At 70.3% G+C, this 16,453-nt stretch carries 13 protein-coding genes; 4 read left to right on the plus strand and 9 right to left on the minus strand.

Features of this window, described 5'->3' with window-relative positions; translation table 11 throughout:
• Window positions 1-4: 4 nt before the first annotated feature.
• The 7 genes from AB0J87_RS18280 to AB0J87_RS18310 are packed head-to-tail and all read right to left on the minus strand — an operon-like array spanning window position 5 to window position 7,015.
• Complete coding sequence (locus AB0J87_RS18280; protein WP_363966518.1) at window positions 5-1,000, minus strand: ABC transporter ATP-binding protein; 996 nt, start codon at window positions 998-1,000, stop codon at window positions 5-7.
• Window positions 997-1,977 carry an ABC transporter ATP-binding protein gene (locus AB0J87_RS18285; protein ID WP_363966520.1) on the minus strand — a complete coding sequence of 327 codons (981 nt, stop codon included), beginning with the start codon at window positions 1,975-1,977 and terminating at the stop codon, window positions 997-999. Before AB0J87_RS18285 ends, AB0J87_RS18280 begins: the two co-directional genes overlap by 4 nt.
• Complete coding sequence (locus AB0J87_RS18290; protein WP_355204961.1) at window positions 1,974-2,798, minus strand: ABC transporter permease; 825 nt, start codon at window positions 2,796-2,798, stop codon at window positions 1,974-1,976. The genes AB0J87_RS18285 and AB0J87_RS18290 overlap by 4 nt, the downstream gene beginning before the upstream one ends.
• Window positions 2,795-3,775, minus strand: a complete 981-nt coding sequence (locus AB0J87_RS18295; RefSeq protein ID WP_363966522.1) for an ABC transporter permease — start codon at window positions 3,773-3,775, stop codon at window positions 2,795-2,797. The genes AB0J87_RS18290 and AB0J87_RS18295 overlap by 4 nt, the downstream gene beginning before the upstream one ends.
• On the minus strand, window positions 3,772-5,379 hold the full coding sequence (locus AB0J87_RS18300; protein ID WP_363966524.1) for an ABC transporter substrate-binding protein: 1,608 nt from the start codon (window positions 5,377-5,379) through the stop codon (window positions 3,772-3,774). The genes AB0J87_RS18295 and AB0J87_RS18300 overlap by 4 nt, the downstream gene beginning before the upstream one ends.
• Window positions 5,376-6,086, minus strand: coding sequence for a PIG-L family deacetylase (locus AB0J87_RS18305; RefSeq protein WP_363966526.1), 711 nt, complete (start codon window positions 6,084-6,086; stop codon window positions 5,376-5,378). Before AB0J87_RS18305 ends, AB0J87_RS18300 begins: the two co-directional genes overlap by 4 nt.
• Complete coding sequence (locus AB0J87_RS18310) at window positions 6,083-7,015, minus strand: GNAT family N-acetyltransferase (RefSeq protein ID WP_363966528.1); 933 nt, start codon at window positions 7,013-7,015, stop codon at window positions 6,083-6,085. Before AB0J87_RS18310 ends, AB0J87_RS18305 begins: the two co-directional genes overlap by 4 nt.
• Before the next feature lie 272 nt (window positions 7,016-7,287).
• Between AB0J87_RS18310 and AB0J87_RS18315 the strand changes: the two genes are divergently transcribed.
• Both AB0J87_RS18315 and AB0J87_RS18320 read left to right on the plus strand, forming a co-directional pair.
• Window positions 7,288-8,595: a PHB depolymerase family esterase gene (locus AB0J87_RS18315; RefSeq protein ID WP_363966530.1), complete on the plus strand. Its 1,308-nt coding sequence runs from the start codon at window positions 7,288-7,290 to the stop codon at window positions 8,593-8,595.
• A 124-nt stretch (window positions 8,596-8,719) separates the two neighbouring features.
• Entirely contained in the window at window positions 8,720-12,490 is a 3,771-nt protein-coding gene (locus AB0J87_RS18320) for a S8 family serine peptidase (RefSeq protein ID WP_363966532.1), read from the plus strand.
• 64 nt (window positions 12,491-12,554) lie between these two features.
• On the opposite strand, the gene AB0J87_RS18325 is transcribed toward AB0J87_RS18320, so the two are convergent.
• Window positions 12,555-13,460 carry a WYL domain-containing protein gene (locus AB0J87_RS18325; RefSeq protein WP_363966534.1) on the minus strand — a complete coding sequence of 302 codons (906 nt, stop codon included), beginning with the start codon at window positions 13,458-13,460 and terminating at the stop codon, window positions 12,555-12,557.
• On the opposite strand from AB0J87_RS18325, the gene AB0J87_RS18330 reads away from it, so the two are divergent.
• Window positions 13,369-14,241 (plus strand): NAD(P)H-binding protein, encoded by an 873-nt coding sequence (locus AB0J87_RS18330; protein WP_363966536.1) that lies wholly within the window; start codon window positions 13,369-13,371, stop codon window positions 14,239-14,241. The genes AB0J87_RS18325 and AB0J87_RS18330 overlap by 92 nt on opposite strands.
• A gap of 24 nt (window positions 14,242-14,265) precedes the next feature.
• Here AB0J87_RS18330 and AB0J87_RS18335 read toward each other — a convergent pair whose 3' ends face one another.
• The gene (locus AB0J87_RS18335) at window positions 14,266-15,420 is read right to left on the minus strand and encodes an epoxide hydrolase family protein (RefSeq protein ID WP_363966538.1); all 1,155 of its coding nucleotides are present in this window, start codon (window positions 15,418-15,420) and stop codon (window positions 14,266-14,268) included.
• Between the two features lie 63 nt (window positions 15,421-15,483).
• Here AB0J87_RS18335 and AB0J87_RS18340 point away from each other — a divergent pair, with 63 nt between their 5' ends.
• Complete coding sequence (locus AB0J87_RS18340) at window positions 15,484-16,446, plus strand: YafY family protein (RefSeq protein ID WP_363966540.1); 963 nt, start codon at window positions 15,484-15,486, stop codon at window positions 16,444-16,446.
• Window positions 16,447-16,453 lie beyond the last annotated feature (7 nt).

Below are 16,453 nucleotides of genomic sequence, written 5' to 3' on the forward strand. Positions count from 1 at the left end.
ACGCCTATCTCCCCGCCTGAGCCGCCGATTCCACCTGCCAGCAGTGCGTCCAGTGGCCGTCCCCCAGCGCGGTACGCGCGGGCGCCTCCTCCGAGCACACCGGCAGCGCCACCGGGCAGCGCGGATGGAACCGGCACCCGCCCGGCGGATCGATCAGGCTCGGCGGCTCGCCGTGCCGCGTGACCTCCGGCGCCGTCACCCGGTCGGGATCCGGCGCCGACTCCAGCAGCAGCCGCGTGTACGGGTGCCGCGCCGACTGCGTGAGCTCCTCGCTCGGCCCGCTCTCGATCAGCCGCCCCGCGTACATGACCGTGATGTCCTCGGCGAAGTAGCGGGCGCCGGCGATGTCGTGCGTGATGTACAGGAGCGCCAGCCCGCTCTCCCTCGCCAGCCCCTCCAGCAGCCGCAGCACCCCGAGCCTGATCGACACGTCCAGCATCGAGACGGGCTCGTCGGCGATCAGCGCGACCGGCCGCACCGCCAGCGCCCGCGCGATGGCCACCCGCTGCCGCTGCCCGCCGGACAGCTCGTGCGGCAGCTTGTCCATGAACTGCTCGACCGGCGTGAGGCTGACGCGTTCGAGCAGCTCGGCGACCTGTGCGCGTTCCTCCGCGTCCGAGCGGACATGTCCGTGGATGCGCAGCGGCCTGGCCAGGTGGTAACGCACCCGGTGGAAGGGGTTCAGGGAGGCGAACGGGTCCTGGAAGATGAGCTGCACCTGCCGCCGGAAGTCCCTGAACGCCGCCCCGCGGTGGGCGCGTACCGGCTCGCCGCGCAGCAGCACCTCGCCCGACGTGGCCGGATAGACCTGCGCCAGCAGCCGCGCCACCGTGCTCTTGCCGCAGCCGCTCTCCCCCACCAGCGCCGACACCGTCCCGGCCCGCAGCGCGATCGACACGTCCTCGACGGCCCGCACCGGCGGCCGCCTGCCGAAGCGGCCTCGGGGACCGCGAGCCGCGGTGAAGTGCTTGGTGAGGTTCCGTCCCTCCAGGACGATCATGACGCGTCCTCCAGACCGCGGCCGCCGTTCAGCAGGCACGCGACGTCGCCTTCGAGCTCGGGCAGGACCGAGGAGCACGCCGCCACCGCCACCCCGCACCGCGGGTGGAACGCGCATCCCGGTGGCGGCGACCTCAGGTCGGGCGGGCTACCGGGGATGCCCAGCAGCTGTTCGCGCGGCCCGTGCAGGCGCGGGAACGAGCGGAGCAGCCCCAGCGTGTACGGGTGCCGCGGCGACTTGTGGATGGCCTTGGCGGACCCGGTCTCCACGACCCGGCCCGCGTACATGATGGCAATCCGGTCGGAGATCTCCATGAGCAGCGACAGATCGTGCGTGATGAACACGACCGCGAAGCCGTACTCCTGCCTGAGCTCCCTGATCTCGTGGAGGATGTCGCGCTGGACCACCACGTCGAGCGCGGTCGTCGGCTCGTCCATGATGATGATCTCGGGGTTGAGCGCGAGCGCGATGGCGATGGCGGCGCGCTGCCGCATGCCGCCGGACAGCTCGTGCGGGTAGGAGCGCCGCCTGTCGGCGCTGATGCCGACGCGCCGCAGCAGCTCGACCGCCCGCTCCGTACGGTCGCCGCGCGACATCCCCGGAACGTGGACGCGCAGGACGTCGTCGATCTGGGCGCCGACGGTGCTGACCGGATTGAGGGCGTTCATGGCGCTCTGGAAGACGACGGCCAGCTCCTTCCAGCGGAAGGCCCTGAGCTCGCTCTTCCCGAGCCCGAGCACGTCCACGGACGAGCCGTCCTGGCGACGGTAGACGACCGAGCCCGAGGTGATCGCGGCGGGCGGCCGCAGCAGCCGGGCGACGGCGTTGGCCAGCGTGGACTTGCCGCTGCCGCTCTCCCCCGCGAGGCCCAGCACCTCGCCGCGGCGCAGGTCGAGGGAGACGTCGGCGACGGCGTGCACGGTGCCGCTGCCGGACAGGTAGTCGACGCTCAGGTCGCGGATCTCCAGGACGTTCATGTGCGGGCCTTCACCTTGACCGTTCGCAACCGGGGGTTGGCGATCTCGTCGATGCCGAAGTTCACCAGCGCGAGCCCGGTGCCGATGAGCGCGATGCACAGGCCGGGCGGGATGAACCACCACCAGGCCCCGATGAGCAGCGCCTGGCCGTTCTGCGCGAAATAGAGCATGCTGCCCCAGCTCACGGTGGACAGGTCGGCCAGGCCGAGGAACGACAGCCCGGCCTCGGCCAGGATCGCCGCGACCACGGTGGCCAGGAAGCTGGTGGCGATGACGGGCAGCAGCACGGGCAGGATCTCGAAGAAGATGATCCGCAATCCCCCCTCACCGCTCGCGCGCGCGGCCTGGACGAAGTCGCGCCGCCGTACGGACAGGGTCTGCGCCCGCAGCACCCGCGCGCCCCAGGCCCAGCCGGTGACCGCGATCACCACGGCCACGGAGGCGACCCCGCGCTGCGGCAGGTAGCCGGCCAGCACGATGATCAGCGGCAGGGCGGGCAGCACCAGGAAGATGTTGGTGAGCACTGACAGCACCTCGTCCACCGCGCCGCCGAAATAGCCGCCGACCAGGCCGACCGCGACCGCGATCACGTTGGCGATGACCGCCGACAGCAGGCCGACGCCCATCGAGACGCGGGCGCCGTAAACGATCTGGGTGAGGATGTCCTGCCCGGTCTGCGTGGTGCCGAGCCAGTGCGCGGCCGACGGGCCCTGAAGCCCGTCGTCGCCGGTCGCGGCCGGGTCGGCGCCGATGAGCAGCGGCCCGAGCACGGCCATCAGCGTGAAGAAGACGAGGATGCCGATGCCGATCTTGATCTTCATTCGGACTCCTGCCTGGTACGCGGGTCGAGCACCACGTACGCCAGGTCGGCCAGGAAGTTGGCGACGAGCACGGCCAGCGAGATGACGAGGAAGATGCCCTGCATGAGCGGGAAGTCCTCGTTCTCCACCCCTTTGAGGAGCATCGACCCGATCCCGGGATAGGAGAAGACGATCTCGGTCAGCACCGAGCCGCCCACCACGAAGCCGAGCGACAGGGCGAAGCTGGTGATGTTCGGCAGGATCGCGTTGCGGGCGGCGTACGCCCACATGACCCTCCTGGAGGTCAGCCCCTTGGCCTCGGCCATCACCACGTAGTCCTCGCCGAGCGTGGTCACCATGACGTTGCGCATGCCGAGGATCCGGTCGGCCATCGACGCGACCACGATCGTCACCGCGGGCAGCGCCGCGTGGTAGACCACGCTGCCGGCGAACTCGCCGGTGAAGCCGGGCATCACGTCCAGCCCGTACGCCCTCGACACGGGGAACCACTGCAGCGTCACCCCGAAGACGAACACCAGCGCCAGCGCCACCCAGAAGTACGGCACCGCGTGCATGAACGTGGCCGCCGGCAGCACCCCGTCGAGCCAGGTGCCCCGCTTCCACGCCATCAGCACGCCCAGCGAGGTGCCCATCAGGTAGCTGATCAGGGTGGCGACCCCGACGAGCCCGACCGTCCACGGCAGACTGTCGGCGATGACCGTGGACACTTCGGCGGGAAAGAAGGTGATCGAGCGGCCCAGCTCCCCTTGTGCGAGATTGCCCAGGTAGTCCAGATACTGCTGCCACAGGTTCGCGTCGCTGATGCCGAACGCCCGCCGCATCGCGTCGATGGCGGCCGGGTCGACGTTGCCTTTCATCCGGGCCACCAGCAGCTCCACCGGGTCCCCCGGCATGAGCCGGGGGATCAGGAAGTTGAGCGTGACGGCGGCCCAGGCGGTCAGCAGGTACAAGCCGAGCCGCCGGGCCAGGAACCTCACTTGACGGCCGGCTTCAGGTGCAGCAGCACGACCGCGGCGTCGGGCGAGGTGTACGGCGACGGCATCGCGTACGGATCCTGCTCCGACGGCCAGCCGACGTACTTGGTGGTCCGGAACTGCGCCCACCCCGGGCTGTAGAACAGCGGCAGCTGGGGCAGCTTCTCCACCATGATCCGGCCCAGCCCCTGCGTGGCCTTCTGCTGCTCGGCCAGGTCGTCGGTGGCGGCGTACTCCTCGATCAGCCGGTCGGTCTCGGCGTCCTTCCACCGCTCGTAGTTGCCGCTCGCGGCCTCGCCGACGGGCTTGGCCAGGCCGCCGAAGAGCATGAAGCGCATCTGGAAGTACGGGGTCGGACCGGCCTCGGCGCCCCTGATCGACAGCTCGTAGTCGCCCTTGCCGACCTTCGACACCCAGTCCTGGAAGGCCACGCCCCTGGTCTCGACCGTGATGCCGACCTTGGCCAGGTCCTCCCTGATGAGCTGGGCGGCGTTCACCCAGTCGGTGAACGGCGACGGCACCAGCAGCGTGAACTTCAGGTCGGCCGGGTTCACGCCCTTGAGCAGTTCCTTGGCCTTGGCCACGTCCACCTGGAACGCGGCGTCCTTGTACTGCGGCGGCACGTACGCCTCGCCGCCCGGCATCGGCACGCCGGTCGGGTGCGCGACCTTGGTGTACCCGCGCTCGGCCACCCTGACGATCTTGTCCCGGTCGATGGCGAGGCTCATCGCCTGCCGTACCTCCGGCTTGGCCAGGACCGGGTTGGTCAGGTTCGGCAGCAGCGAGACCAGGCCCTCCGGCGGGAAGAAGAACTTGTTCTGCTCCGGCTTGCCCTGCACGAAGATCTTCTGGATGTCCGGCACGAACGCGCCCGCCCAGTCCACCTCACCCTGCTGGAGCGCCGTCTGCAGGGCATTGGCCGTGTACGCGGGGAAGCGCAGCACCGGCACCTCCGGCTTGCCCGGCTGCCAGTAGGACGGGTTCTTCTCCATCTCGTAGAGCTGCGCCGAGAACTTCGACAGCTTGTACGGCCCGGTGCCGACCGGCTTGGCGTTGGTGAACGTCGCCGGGTCCTGCTGCTTGTCCCACAGGTGCTTGGGCACGATGGGCGAGCCGCCGGCGATGTTGTAGAGCTTGGCGTACGAGGTGGTCTTGAAGTCGACGCGCACCTTGTCCGGAGCCAGCGCCCGCGCGTCCTTGATCTCCAGCGCGGACGTGTTGAGCTGCGCGTGGTCCTTCAGCATCTGGAAGGTGAAGGCCACGTCGTCGGCGGTGAAGGGCTGCCCGTCGGTCCACTTCACCCCCGGGCGGAGGGTGAACGTGAGCGACTTGCCCTTGTCCGACCATTCGTACTTCAGCGCCAGCCACGGGACGATCTCTCCCGGCTTGAGCTTGTTGAAGTACATGAGGGTCTCGTAGATCATCCCGCTCGTGCCGAAGTTCACGCCTTCGAGGTGGTACGGGTTGAAGTCCTCCTGGAACGTCCCCGCGTCCACGGCGTGGATCACCAGCGGGGGCGCGCTCGTGCTGTTCTTGCCGGTGGGGCCGCCGCTGCTCGAACAGCCTGCGAGGGCCAGGGCGAGGAGTACTGCCAGACAGCGTTTCATTGGGGGGTGGCCTTTCCGAAATACTTCGTCCGGAGGTCGCGCGAGCCCTTCGGTGCGGCGAAGGCCTGAGCGCGGCCGAATCCGGCTGGTGCGCCGCGCACGATCGTCAGTGCGCGGTAGTACTCGACGTACGGGAAGCCGTAGGTCTCGCCTCTGGCGTAGGCGTACCCGGTGATCGCCTGTGACCAGAGCTCGTACGCCTCCTCCGTCAGCTCGACGAACACGTCGGGGACGAATCCCTCGGCGTCCTCCCAGTTGTCGGCGTAGTAGAGCTCGCTCGCCCAGTAGGCCGGGTGCTCGCGTTCGAGCGTCTTGAGCCCGCCGTAGAAGCGGGCGTCCTCGACGATCCGGTGGGTACGAGCGTGATCTTTGTGGATGGACGCGCTCCAATGGGTCAGGATGACGTCCGGGCGCAGCTCCCTGATCAGGTCGCCGACGCGCAGCTTGACCTCTTCGTCCTCGGGCAGCAGGCCGTCCTCGTAGTCGAGGAAGCGCACGCCCGCGCCGATCCGCTCGGCGAAGGTCTCGGCTTCCTCGCGCTTCTGCCTGGCGTAGTCGGGGACGGGCATGCGGGGGTGGCCGCGTTCGCCGAGGGTGAGGTGGAGGAGTGTGGCCCGGTCGCCGCGCAGGACGTGCTGGGCGAGCACGGCGCCCGCCGTCAGATCCAGGTCACCCGCGTGAGCGCCGATGGCCAGAACGTGGGTCATGACTTCCTCATCACGTGGAAGCGCCGGGTGATCTGGTAGCCCGCCTTGGCGTAGAGGCGGCCGGCCGGGCTCGCCTCGCCGGTCCAGAGGAACCACGACGAGTGGAGGCCTTCGGCGCGCATCATGGTCATGGTGAGATGGAGGAGGATCTTGCCGAGGCCGGTGCCGCGCTGCTCGGGGTCGACGCCGAACGGGCCGAAGCGCTCGGGGATGCCGCGGTAGGCCGCGTACAGAGCGAATCCCATTATTTGATCTTTTTTCGCGATGACCATGCGCCGGGGGTCGCGGTGCAGGCGGATCGCCTCGCCCCAGTCGGGGTTGAAGGCGTCGGCCGCGAAGCGGATCAGCTCGGGCAGCTCGCCGTCGGTGGGGCTACGGAAGGCGTACCCCTCGCTCTCGCGCTCGGCGCGCAGCTCGCGTACCTCGTCGGGGGTCACGTAGCCGACGAGCGTCCGGTCCATGGCGACCGGCGAGTACAGGGTCCGGAAGCCGAGCCCGTTCAGGAGCCGGTAGCCGTCGGGGTAGAGCTCGGAGTCGGCCCCGGGGAGCACATAGTTCGGCGTATAAGACGAAAAATCGACCTTCGTCCGGCCGGCCCGCTCCAAGAACGCCAGCGCCTCGCCCACCAGCCGCCTCCCGAGCCCGCCGCCACGATGCTCGGGGACGACGAAGAAGAACGGGATCCACCCGGTGTCCGGCTCCAGGTCGGTGCCCGGGGCCAAGGGGGTCAGGCGGCGCACGCCGTACGCGCAGCCCACCACCCGGCCGTCGGAGACGGCCACGCGCAGGCCCTCGGGGTCGAAGTTGGGGTCGAGCAACACGCAGTCGCGGAACCAGGCGGAGGTGGCGGGATCGGCCGGCATGCTGCGGTTCCAGGCGTCCACCAGGGAGACCTCGTCACCGGACGCGAAGGCGCGGACTGTGACCATCGGGGTCCTTTCACCTTTGGCTCTCCGGTCCCAGCTTTCCCATGGTCAACGGGCAAGGTCAAGATGATTCGGGAATTTATTTTCTTCCTAGGCGCATGTTTAGAAAATTTCTTTTGCGCCATGCCCGCCCGAAACTTTCACGCCCCGCCAACCCGCCCTCATCCTTAGCCGCAGGTCACCTGGCTAACCTGACGGGTCACCACCAGCAACGATTGCGTCGGTGAAAGTTTCTCTTCACACTCGCAATGTTTCAGGCGAACGAGAGGAACCCGATGAACGTGAGAGCTCGGATCGTGGGTGCCTTGATCGCCGCCGTGACGCTCATCGTCGCGGGGCTGATCACCGCGCCACCGGCCTCGTCGGCACAGCTGACGGAGGTGACCGGCTTCGGCACTAACCCGACAAACCTGCGCATGCACCTGTACGTCCCGGACGGCGTCGGGACCCGACCACCTCTCCTGGTCGCCGTGCACTACTGCACGGGATCGGGTCCGGCCTTCTACTCCGGCACGGAGTTCGCCTCGCTGGCCGACCGGTACAAGTTCATCGTGATCTACCCGTCCGCGACCAGGAGCGGCTCCTGCTTCGACGTCTCCTCGCCGCAGGCGCTGCGGCACGACGGCGGCAGCGACCCGGTGGGCATCATCTCGATGGTCAGGTACGTGCAACAGCGCTACAGCACCGACCCCGACCGCACCTTCGTGACCGGGGCCTCGTCGGGCGCCATGATGACGAACGTGCTGCTGGGCGACTACCCCGACGTCTTCAAGGCCGGAGCCGCGTTCGCCGGGGTGCCGTTCGCCTGCTTCGCCACCACGGACGGGTCGATGTGGAACAGCGCCTGCGCCAACGGCCAGGTCTCCAAGACGCCGCAGCAGTGGGGCGACCTCGTACGCGGCGCGTACCCCGGCTACAGCGGCCCCCGCCCGCGCATGCAGGTGTGGCACGGCACCGCGGACACCACGCTGCAGTACCCGAACTTCCAGGAGGAGATCAAGCAGTGGACCAACGTCCACGGCCTGAGCCAGACGCCCAGCAGCACCGACCAACCGCGGTCCGGCTGGAACAGGACCAGGTACGGCGGCACCGGCACGACGCCCCCCGTCGAGGCGATCAGCCTTCAGGGCGTCGGCCACAACGTCCCGATGAGCGGGATGGCCGCCGCCGCGATCGCGTTCTTCGGCCTTGACCAGGGCGGCGGCGGGCCCACGCCGACCCCGACCCCGACCCCGACCCCGACCCCGACTCCGACCCCGACGCCCGGGACCGGGGCGTGCCGGGTCACGTACGCGATGAACTCCTGGAACACCGGCTTCACGGCCGAGGTCACGATCACCAACACAGGCACCAGCCAGCTCACCTCCTGGGCGCTGACCTTCACGCTTCCCGCGGGCCAGAGCGTCACCTCCGCGTGGAACGCCACGATCTCGCCCGCGAGCGGCCAGGTCACGGCCAGGAACGTCAGCTACAACGGCACGGTCGCCCCGGGTGCGTCCGCCTCGTTCGGCTTCCAGGCCACCCACACGGGGAACACGTCCAAGCCGCCGGCCTTCACCCTCAACGGCGCCACCTGCACCTGACCGCTCGATCCACCGGGCTCGGAACCCCCCTGAGCCCGGTGTGATCATCTGATGGATACTGGCCCTTCTCGGAGAATTTGGGAGCGCTCCCGAAAGTGCTCTCGCTCAACCGAAAGGGCACAACTTGTCCAAATTTCACACGCGGTTATCGGCGGTGTTATCGGGCTCGGCGCTCGTGCTCGCCGCCGGGCTCGCGCCGCTCCACCAGGCGGCAGCCGCGGTCACCGAGCCCGCTGAGACCCAGCCGGCCCGGGTCACCCTCACCCTCATCACCGGCGACGTCGTCGAGTACGCGCCGTCGCAGAGCGGCGTCCCCTCCATCGCCATCAGGCCGGCGCCCAGGCCCGACGGCGCGGACGTCACGTTCGCCACCCTGCCCGGCAAGGACGGCGGATATCTGGTCCTGCCCTCCGACGCGGCCCCCATGGTCGCCGCCGGGACGCTGGACGAGGAGCTGTTCGACGTCGAGACGCTGGCGCGGGACCGGCGCGTCGAGGCGATCCCGCTGCTCGTCACCTACCCGGGCGACCCCGCCCCCGCCGCGCTCGCCAGATCGGCCCGGTCCCTGGCGGCCGGCGAGAACGTACGGGTGCTAGACAGCGTCAACGGCGCCGCGCTCACGGTACGCGCCGACCGGGCCGACGACTTCTGGGCCGGGCTCAACACCGGCGCCAGACTGACCGGCGGCGCGATCTCCAAGATCTGGCTGGACCGCAAGACGCGGGCCTCGCTCGACAAGAGCGTGCCCCTCATCGGCGCGCCGGCCGGGTGGGAGCGCGGGTTCGACGGCAGGGGGGTCAAGGTCGCCGTCCTCGACACCGGGATCGACGCCGCCCACCCGGACTTCGCCGGACGCATTCTCGCCAGCGAGAACTTCTCCGACTCCGCCGGCATCGCCGACAAGGTCGGACACGGCACGCACGTCGCCTCGACGATCGCGGGCGCCGGCCCGACGTACAAGGGCGTGGCGCCGGCCGCGTCCCTGCTGGTCGGCAAGATCCTCGCGGACAACGGCCTGGGCGACTGGTCGTGGGCCATCTCCGGCATGGAGTGGGCCGCCGCGCAGGGCGCCGACGTGGTCAACATGAGCCTGGGCTCCTGCTGCGGCAACGGCACCGACCCGATGAGCCAGGCGCTGAACGAGCTCACGAAGAAGTACGGCACGCTCTTCGTGACGGCCGCCGGGAACGAGGAGGACCCGCTCACCGTGAGCGTCCCGGCCGCGGCCGACGAGGCGCTGGCCGTGGGCGCGGTGGACAAGGAGACCGGCACGACCCTGGCCGACTTCTCCAGCAAGGGGCCGCGGCTGGACGACGCCGCCGTCAAGCCGAACATCGTCGCCCCCGGCGTGGACATCGTCGCCGCGCGCTCGGCCGACTCCTCGCTGCCCGGCATCCCGGGCGACGACAGGTACACGACCTTCAGCGGCACCTCCATGGCCACGCCGCACGTCGCCGGGGCCGCCGCGATCCTGGCCCAGCAGCATCCCGGCTGGCGGGCCGCCGAGCTGCGCGACGCGCTGACCTCGACGGCCTTGCGCAACGACGGGCACAACTGGTTCGAGCAGGGCAGCGGCCGGGTGGACGTGGCCCGCGCCGTCACCCAGAGCGTGTTCGCCACCTCCGTGGTGGACTTCCGGCTCCTCGGCAAGCCCGCCACCAGGCAGGTCACGTACCGCAACCTCGGCTCCGAGCCGGTCACGCTGGCCGTCTCGCTCGTCACCCGCGGCTGGAGCGGCAGGCCCGCGCCGGAGAAGGCGGTCAGGCTGGGCGCGCAGAGCGTCACCGTGCCCGCGAACGGCACCGCCGCCGTCTCGCTCACCGCCGATCCGTCGGCCGGCCCGATCGGCGCGTACGGGGGCTGGGTCACGGCGAGCGGCGGCGACGTGCGGCTGGTGACGCCGTTCAGCTACTACACGGGTCCCGCCACGCACCGGCTGGGGGTGTCGCTGGTCAACTCGTACGGGACCAAGGAGTTCTTCCCGGGTTACCAGGCCGAGCCCCTGGTGTACGCGATCCCGTTGAAGCGGGCGAACAGCCCGGAGGACCCGTTCAACCCGTACGGGTACTACTACCTGCGTACCGACTATTCGGGCAACGGTGAGTTCTCCCTGCCCGCCGGGGACTACGAGGTGATCGGCGTCGCCAACGAGACCCGGATCAGCAACCGTACGAGCTGGGTGATCGAGAACGTCCACCTCGACGGGGACCGGACCGTCACCCTGGACGCGCGCAGGACGGCGCCGATCCGGCCGAGGACGCCGAAGGCGCTGGACGGGGGCGGGAACGCGTACTACGTGCGCACGTTCACCGACCGCAACCAGCCGGTCTCGCTGTACGGCGGGGTTCAGGGCGGCGGGCAGCAGCTGTTCGTCACGCCGGTGTCCTCGGTGAAGGCGGGCAAGGTGCGGCTGTCGCACCAGTGGAACCTGGAGCCCCCCGTACTCACCTCGGCCACGGCGGGCGGGCTGGTCCTGCATCCCGCGTACGACGTGGAGGCCCAGCGCAGGCTGACCTCCGCCACGTCCTACCCCGTCGTTTCGGTCGGAAGGGGGCGGCCGGAGGACTTCTCGGGGGTGGAGGTCTCCGGCAAGATCGTGCTCGTCGGGATCCCCGTCGAGAGCGGCTACGTCAACGCGAGCGTCCAGATGGACGACGCCGGCCGCGAGGCCTCCCTGCGCGGCGCGGCGGGCGTCATCGGCTTCCTCGACGTGGACGGCGGGCGGGCCCGCGTGCCGCAGGGCTGGTCCCTGCGGCTGGGGCTGGACGCCGCCGAGGGGCGTTCGCTGCGGTCCGCCCTGGCCAAGGGGCCGGTGTCGCTGCGGCTCGAACCGTACGCGGGGCCGGGCGCGATCTACCACCTCCGCTTCGACTCGCGCGGCCGGGTGCCCGCGCGACCCGTCACGGTCGACATGGGGCGGCTGGTTCGGATCGACGCCGCCTACCACGCCGACAAACCGGACACCAGCGGCTGGGAGTACGGCGAGTCGACGGCCGGCGAGGAGCCGGGGCGGATGGCGTACGGCGGGTCGCTGCGGATGCCGCTCACCCGGACCGAGTACTTCGGGCCCGTGTCCGACGACGTGGTGTGGTCCCGCACGATCACGAACGACGGGCTGGTCCTGCACTCCGACGACCGGTTCGCCGGTGACGACCGGCGGGTCTCCGAGCAGTGGTTCAAGGCGCCGCTGGTGCCTGGCGCCGCGGACGTGCCGTCGGGGTACCCGGTCAAGGTGCCGTGCGCGCTGTGCCGGGACTCCGACCGGTTCGTACCTTTCGAGCAGTGGCGCGACTCCGACCCCCGTCACTACAGCGACCTGAGCCCGGTCACCTCGGCGCCCCGGCTGTTCGCGGCCGATCAGGAGCTGGCCCCGCAGGGCTGGCGCCCCCGATTCTTCACCGCGGCCCCCGGGTCCTACCGAGTGGAGGCCGTGGACACCTCGGGACGCACCCTGTCCGGCAAGGTCACGACCACCGCGCGCTTCGCCTCCTCCCCGCCGCCGTCCTCGGGGGCTCCCCGGGGGTACGCGTGCTCGTTCGGGGCGGGGTGCGCGTTCCAGCCGGCCGTCCAGGTCACCTACGACCTGCCCCTCGACCTGCTGAACCGGGCCCCGGCCGGGGAGCCGTTCGCGTTCGACCTGCGCGCCGGCGCGCACTCGGCCGTACGCCGGGCGCCCGCCGTCAACCAGGTCACGGTCGAGTTCTCGGTCGACGACGGGGCCACCTGGCGGGCCGCGACGCGGGTCAGGAAGCATGGCGACGGGCGGTTCCGCGTGGAGCTGGCGCATCCCGCCCTGGCGCGGACCAGCGGGTTCGTGTCGCTGCGGGTCACGGCGTCGGACACGGCGGGCGGCTCGACCACCCAGACCGTCAACCGGGCCTACGCCCTGAGATGACACCACGGGACGGCCAAGGACCACCCTCCTTGGCCGTCCCCGATCCCCCGGACATGGCCTCGGGCTATTCGGTTCGCGTCCCAGTAGGAGTGGCGCGCCCGAAGTCGCTGGTGAGCCAGCGCTCGATCGAGAGGTCGGGAAACGGGTGCGGCTCGTAGTCACCGGGCACGGGCGTGAGGTCGCGGACGCGGTCGATACAGAACAGTCGCCAATCGGCTCGGCACACGTCGAAACCCACCAGATACCAGCGCCCATTCCGCAAGATGTGCCGGTAGGGCTCGATCAGGCGCTCCGATCGGTCGCCGTTGCGGTCCGTGTATCGGAACCGCACCCGGGTGTTGCCGGCGACGGCGTCGGCCAGGACGCCGATCGTGGCCGAGGTGATGACGGCCGCAGGCTGCTGCAGGACCTCGGTGACCAGGGCTGTGGCGGCGGCCCGTCGACGCAGCCTTCGTGGGAGCACCTGGTCGAGTTTGAGCAGTGCCGCCGAGGTGGCCGGGTCGTCGGGGACCCAGGCCTCGAGCACGCGGAGACCGGCGATGATCACGCTGATCTCGTCCTCGGTGAAGAGCAGCGGTGGGATCTTGACACCGGGATGGAGCCGATAAGCACTCCCGGGGCCGGGACGGGCTCGCACGTCGTAACCGAGCTCTCGCAGACGTTGAGCGTCACGACGCACCGTGCGGACGCTCACGCGGAGGCGTTGCGCCAGGTCCGCGGCGGGCCAGTCGCCGCCGCTCCGAAGCAGAGACAACAGATGGAGGGTGCGCGCCGTCGGTGTCTCGTCCATGGGAACCATCCTGCCGGGAGACGAGGACGGGAACAGGCCGCCTCTGCTCGTAGCGTTCCAACCTGCCCAATGCAGAAGGAGGCCGCTCATGCGGATTGCTGTGACCGCCCCCAATGGCAACGTCGGCCGGCACCTGACGCGCGCCCTCGTGCGCGCCGGTGTCCGCCCCCGGCTACTCATGCGTCAACCCGACCGTCTGCCCGCGGACCTGCGCGACTTCGTCGAGGTGGTGCGGGCCGACTCCTGGGACACGGAACTGGTCGTCGCCGCGACCCGGGAGGTGGAGGCGATCTATTGGATCGACCCCACCGCGGCGGGTGCCGACCCGTTGGCCGACTACGCTCGCGCCACCGAAGCCGTCACAGCGGCCGTCACCCGTAACAGCATCGGCCGGGTCGTCTTCCAGAGCAGCGTCGGGGCGGAGAAGCGCCACGGGGCCGGTGAGATCGACGGGCTGGCAGGCACCGAAATGGCCCTGAACGAGACCGGCGCCGACGTGACCCACCTGCGCTGCGGCTACTTCTTCACCAACCTGCTGCTCCAGATGGACGCCCTCCGCGCCGGCACCCTGCAGGTCGCCCTGCCTCTCGACGCACCGATGAGCTGGGTCGCTCCGCGCGACATCGCCGAGGTCGCCGCGACGGTGCTCCTCAACCCGGCGTGGTCCGGTCGCCACGTCCAAGCGGTCCACGGCCCCGCCGACCTGACGTGGAACGACGTGGCGTCCATCCTCAGCACCGAGCTGGGACGCCCCATCACCGTCGAGCGGATCAGCGACCAGGCGATGTACGACCAGTACCTCGAAGCCGGTATGCCACCCGGCCTTGCCGAAGCGGTACTGGGCATGTCGACCGGCCTGCGAGACGGCTTCGTCCCCGAGCAGGACCGCACCGCCGCGACCACCACCCCGACCACGCTGTCGTCGTGGGTCCACGACGAACTCACGAAGTCGCCGGCCTGATCCCTTGGAGTACTCTCCGAAGGGTCACCGGAGGTCTCGGAAGAACGTCCTTACGTCTCCGACCAGGAGCTGAGGGACCTCCATCGCCGCGAAGTGGCCGCCGCGCTCGAACTCCGACCAGTGGACGACGTTGTTGTCACGCTCGGCGATGGAGCGGACTCCGAAGTCGCCGGGGAACACCGCCACCCCGGCGGGCACCTCGGAGCGTGTCGCCGGCCGCCCCCAAGCGGCCCTGCCCTCCTTGTAGAGGCGGGCGGACGAGGTGGCCGTACCGGTCAGCCAGTAGACGCTGACGTTGGTGAGCAGCAGGTCGCGATCGACGGCGTCCTCGGGGAGCTCGGCGGCCGGATCGGTCCACTCCTTGAACTTCTCGACGATCCAGGCGAGCTGCCCGACCGGCGAGTCGGCGAGCCCGAATCCCAGTGTCTGCGGACGGGTCGACTGGATGATCGCGTACCCGGCGGCCTCCTCCATCTGCCGCTGCAGGCGGCCGAGCCGCTCCTGCTCGGCTTCGCTCAGGGCGGCCAGCTCCGCCGGATCCCCGGTGGGGAATCCGAGGCTGCCGTTGACGTGAACGCCCACGACATGCTCGGAGTCGATGCGGGCCAGCTCCGGAGAGACCACGGAGCCCGTGTCGCCGCCTTGGGCGCCGTACCGCTGATAGCCGAGCCGGCTCATCAGCTCCGCCCAGGCACGGGCGATCCGGGACATGTCCCATCCTGTCTCGCGCGTCGGCCCGGAGAAGCCGAACCCGGGGATGGACGGGGCGATGACGTGGAACGCGTCGGCCGGGTCGCCGCCATGCGCACGGGGGTCGGTGAGCGGCCCGATCACGTCCATGAACTCCACGATCGAACCCGGCCACCCGTGGGTGATGATCAGCGGCAGCGCGTCCGGTTCGGGCGAGCGGACGTGCAGGAAGTGAATGTTCTGTCCGTCGATCGTGGTGGTGAACTGCGGGAAGTCGTTGAGCCTCTTCTCGTGCTCGCGCCAGTCGTAGGAGGTCCGCCAGTACTCGGCCAGCCCCTTCAGGTAGCCGACGGGGACGCCGTAGGTCCAGCCGACGCCGGGCAGCTCGTCGGGCCAGCGGGTACGCGCCAGCCGGTCCCGCAAGGAGTCCAGGTCGGCCTGCGGGATATCGATGCGGAACGGCCGGATTTCGGTGCTCTCGGTGTGCATGGGCCAGACGTTAATTCGCCTTGCGGACGATTACTGTCCTCAAGGGGCGTCAGACTGAGAACTGTGTTGGAGACCTCAGCGCGCCTGCTCCGGCTCCTGTCGCTGCTTCAGCTGCGACGCGACTGGTCCGGCGCCGACCTCGCCGAGCGCCTGGACGTCGACGTACGAACCGTCCGGCGCGACATCGACAAGCTGCGCAGCCTCGGCTATCCGGTGGGATCCACGTCGGGCACGGCGGGCGGCTACCGCCTCGGCGCCGGTGCGGCCCTCCCGCCGCTGCTGCTCGACGACGAGGAGGCCGTGGCGGTCGCCGTCGGACTCCGTGGCGCCGCGGTCGGCACCGTCGCGGGGATCGAGGAGACGTCGGTACGCGCGCTGCTCAAGCTCGAACAGGTGCTGCCGTCCAGGCTGCGCCGCCGGGTCGAGGCGCTGCAATCGGTCACCGTGTCCCTGCCCGGCACCGGGCCGACGGTGGACCCGGAGACGCTGACCGCGATCGCCGCCGCCTGCCGCGATCATGATCGCCTGCGCTTCGCCTACCGCAGCCGCGACGAGACGGCGAGCACCCGCGTCGTCGAGCCCCATCGGCTCGTGCACACCCCCCGCCGCTGGTATCTCGTGGCCTGGGACACCGGCCGCGAGGACTGGCGGACCTTCCGGGTCGACCGCATCGAGAGCCGGCCGTCCTCCGGACCGCGGTTCACCCCGCGCCCGGCGCCGGCCGAGGACGTCGCGGGTTACGTCTCCGAGTCCGTCGCGTCGGCTCCGTACCGCCATCAGGCCCGGATCCTGCTCCACGCCTCCGCCGAGCGGGCGGCCGCCGGCATGTCCCCCACGGCGGGCCGGGTAGAGGCGATCGACCAGCACACCTGCCTGCTGCACACGGGATCCGACTCGCTCGACGAGATCGCCCTCTATGTCGGACTCACCGGGTTCGACTTCGAAGTCCTCGACCCGCCCGAACTCCTCGACCGCATCCGCGCCCTCACCGACCGCTTCGCCCGGGCGACCCGGCCGAGACGGTGAACGATAA

This window comes from Nonomuraea sp. NPDC049625 (assembly GCF_040675285.1).
Lineage (GTDB): Bacteria > Actinomycetota > Actinomycetes > Streptosporangiales > Streptosporangiaceae > Nonomuraea > Nonomuraea angiospora_A.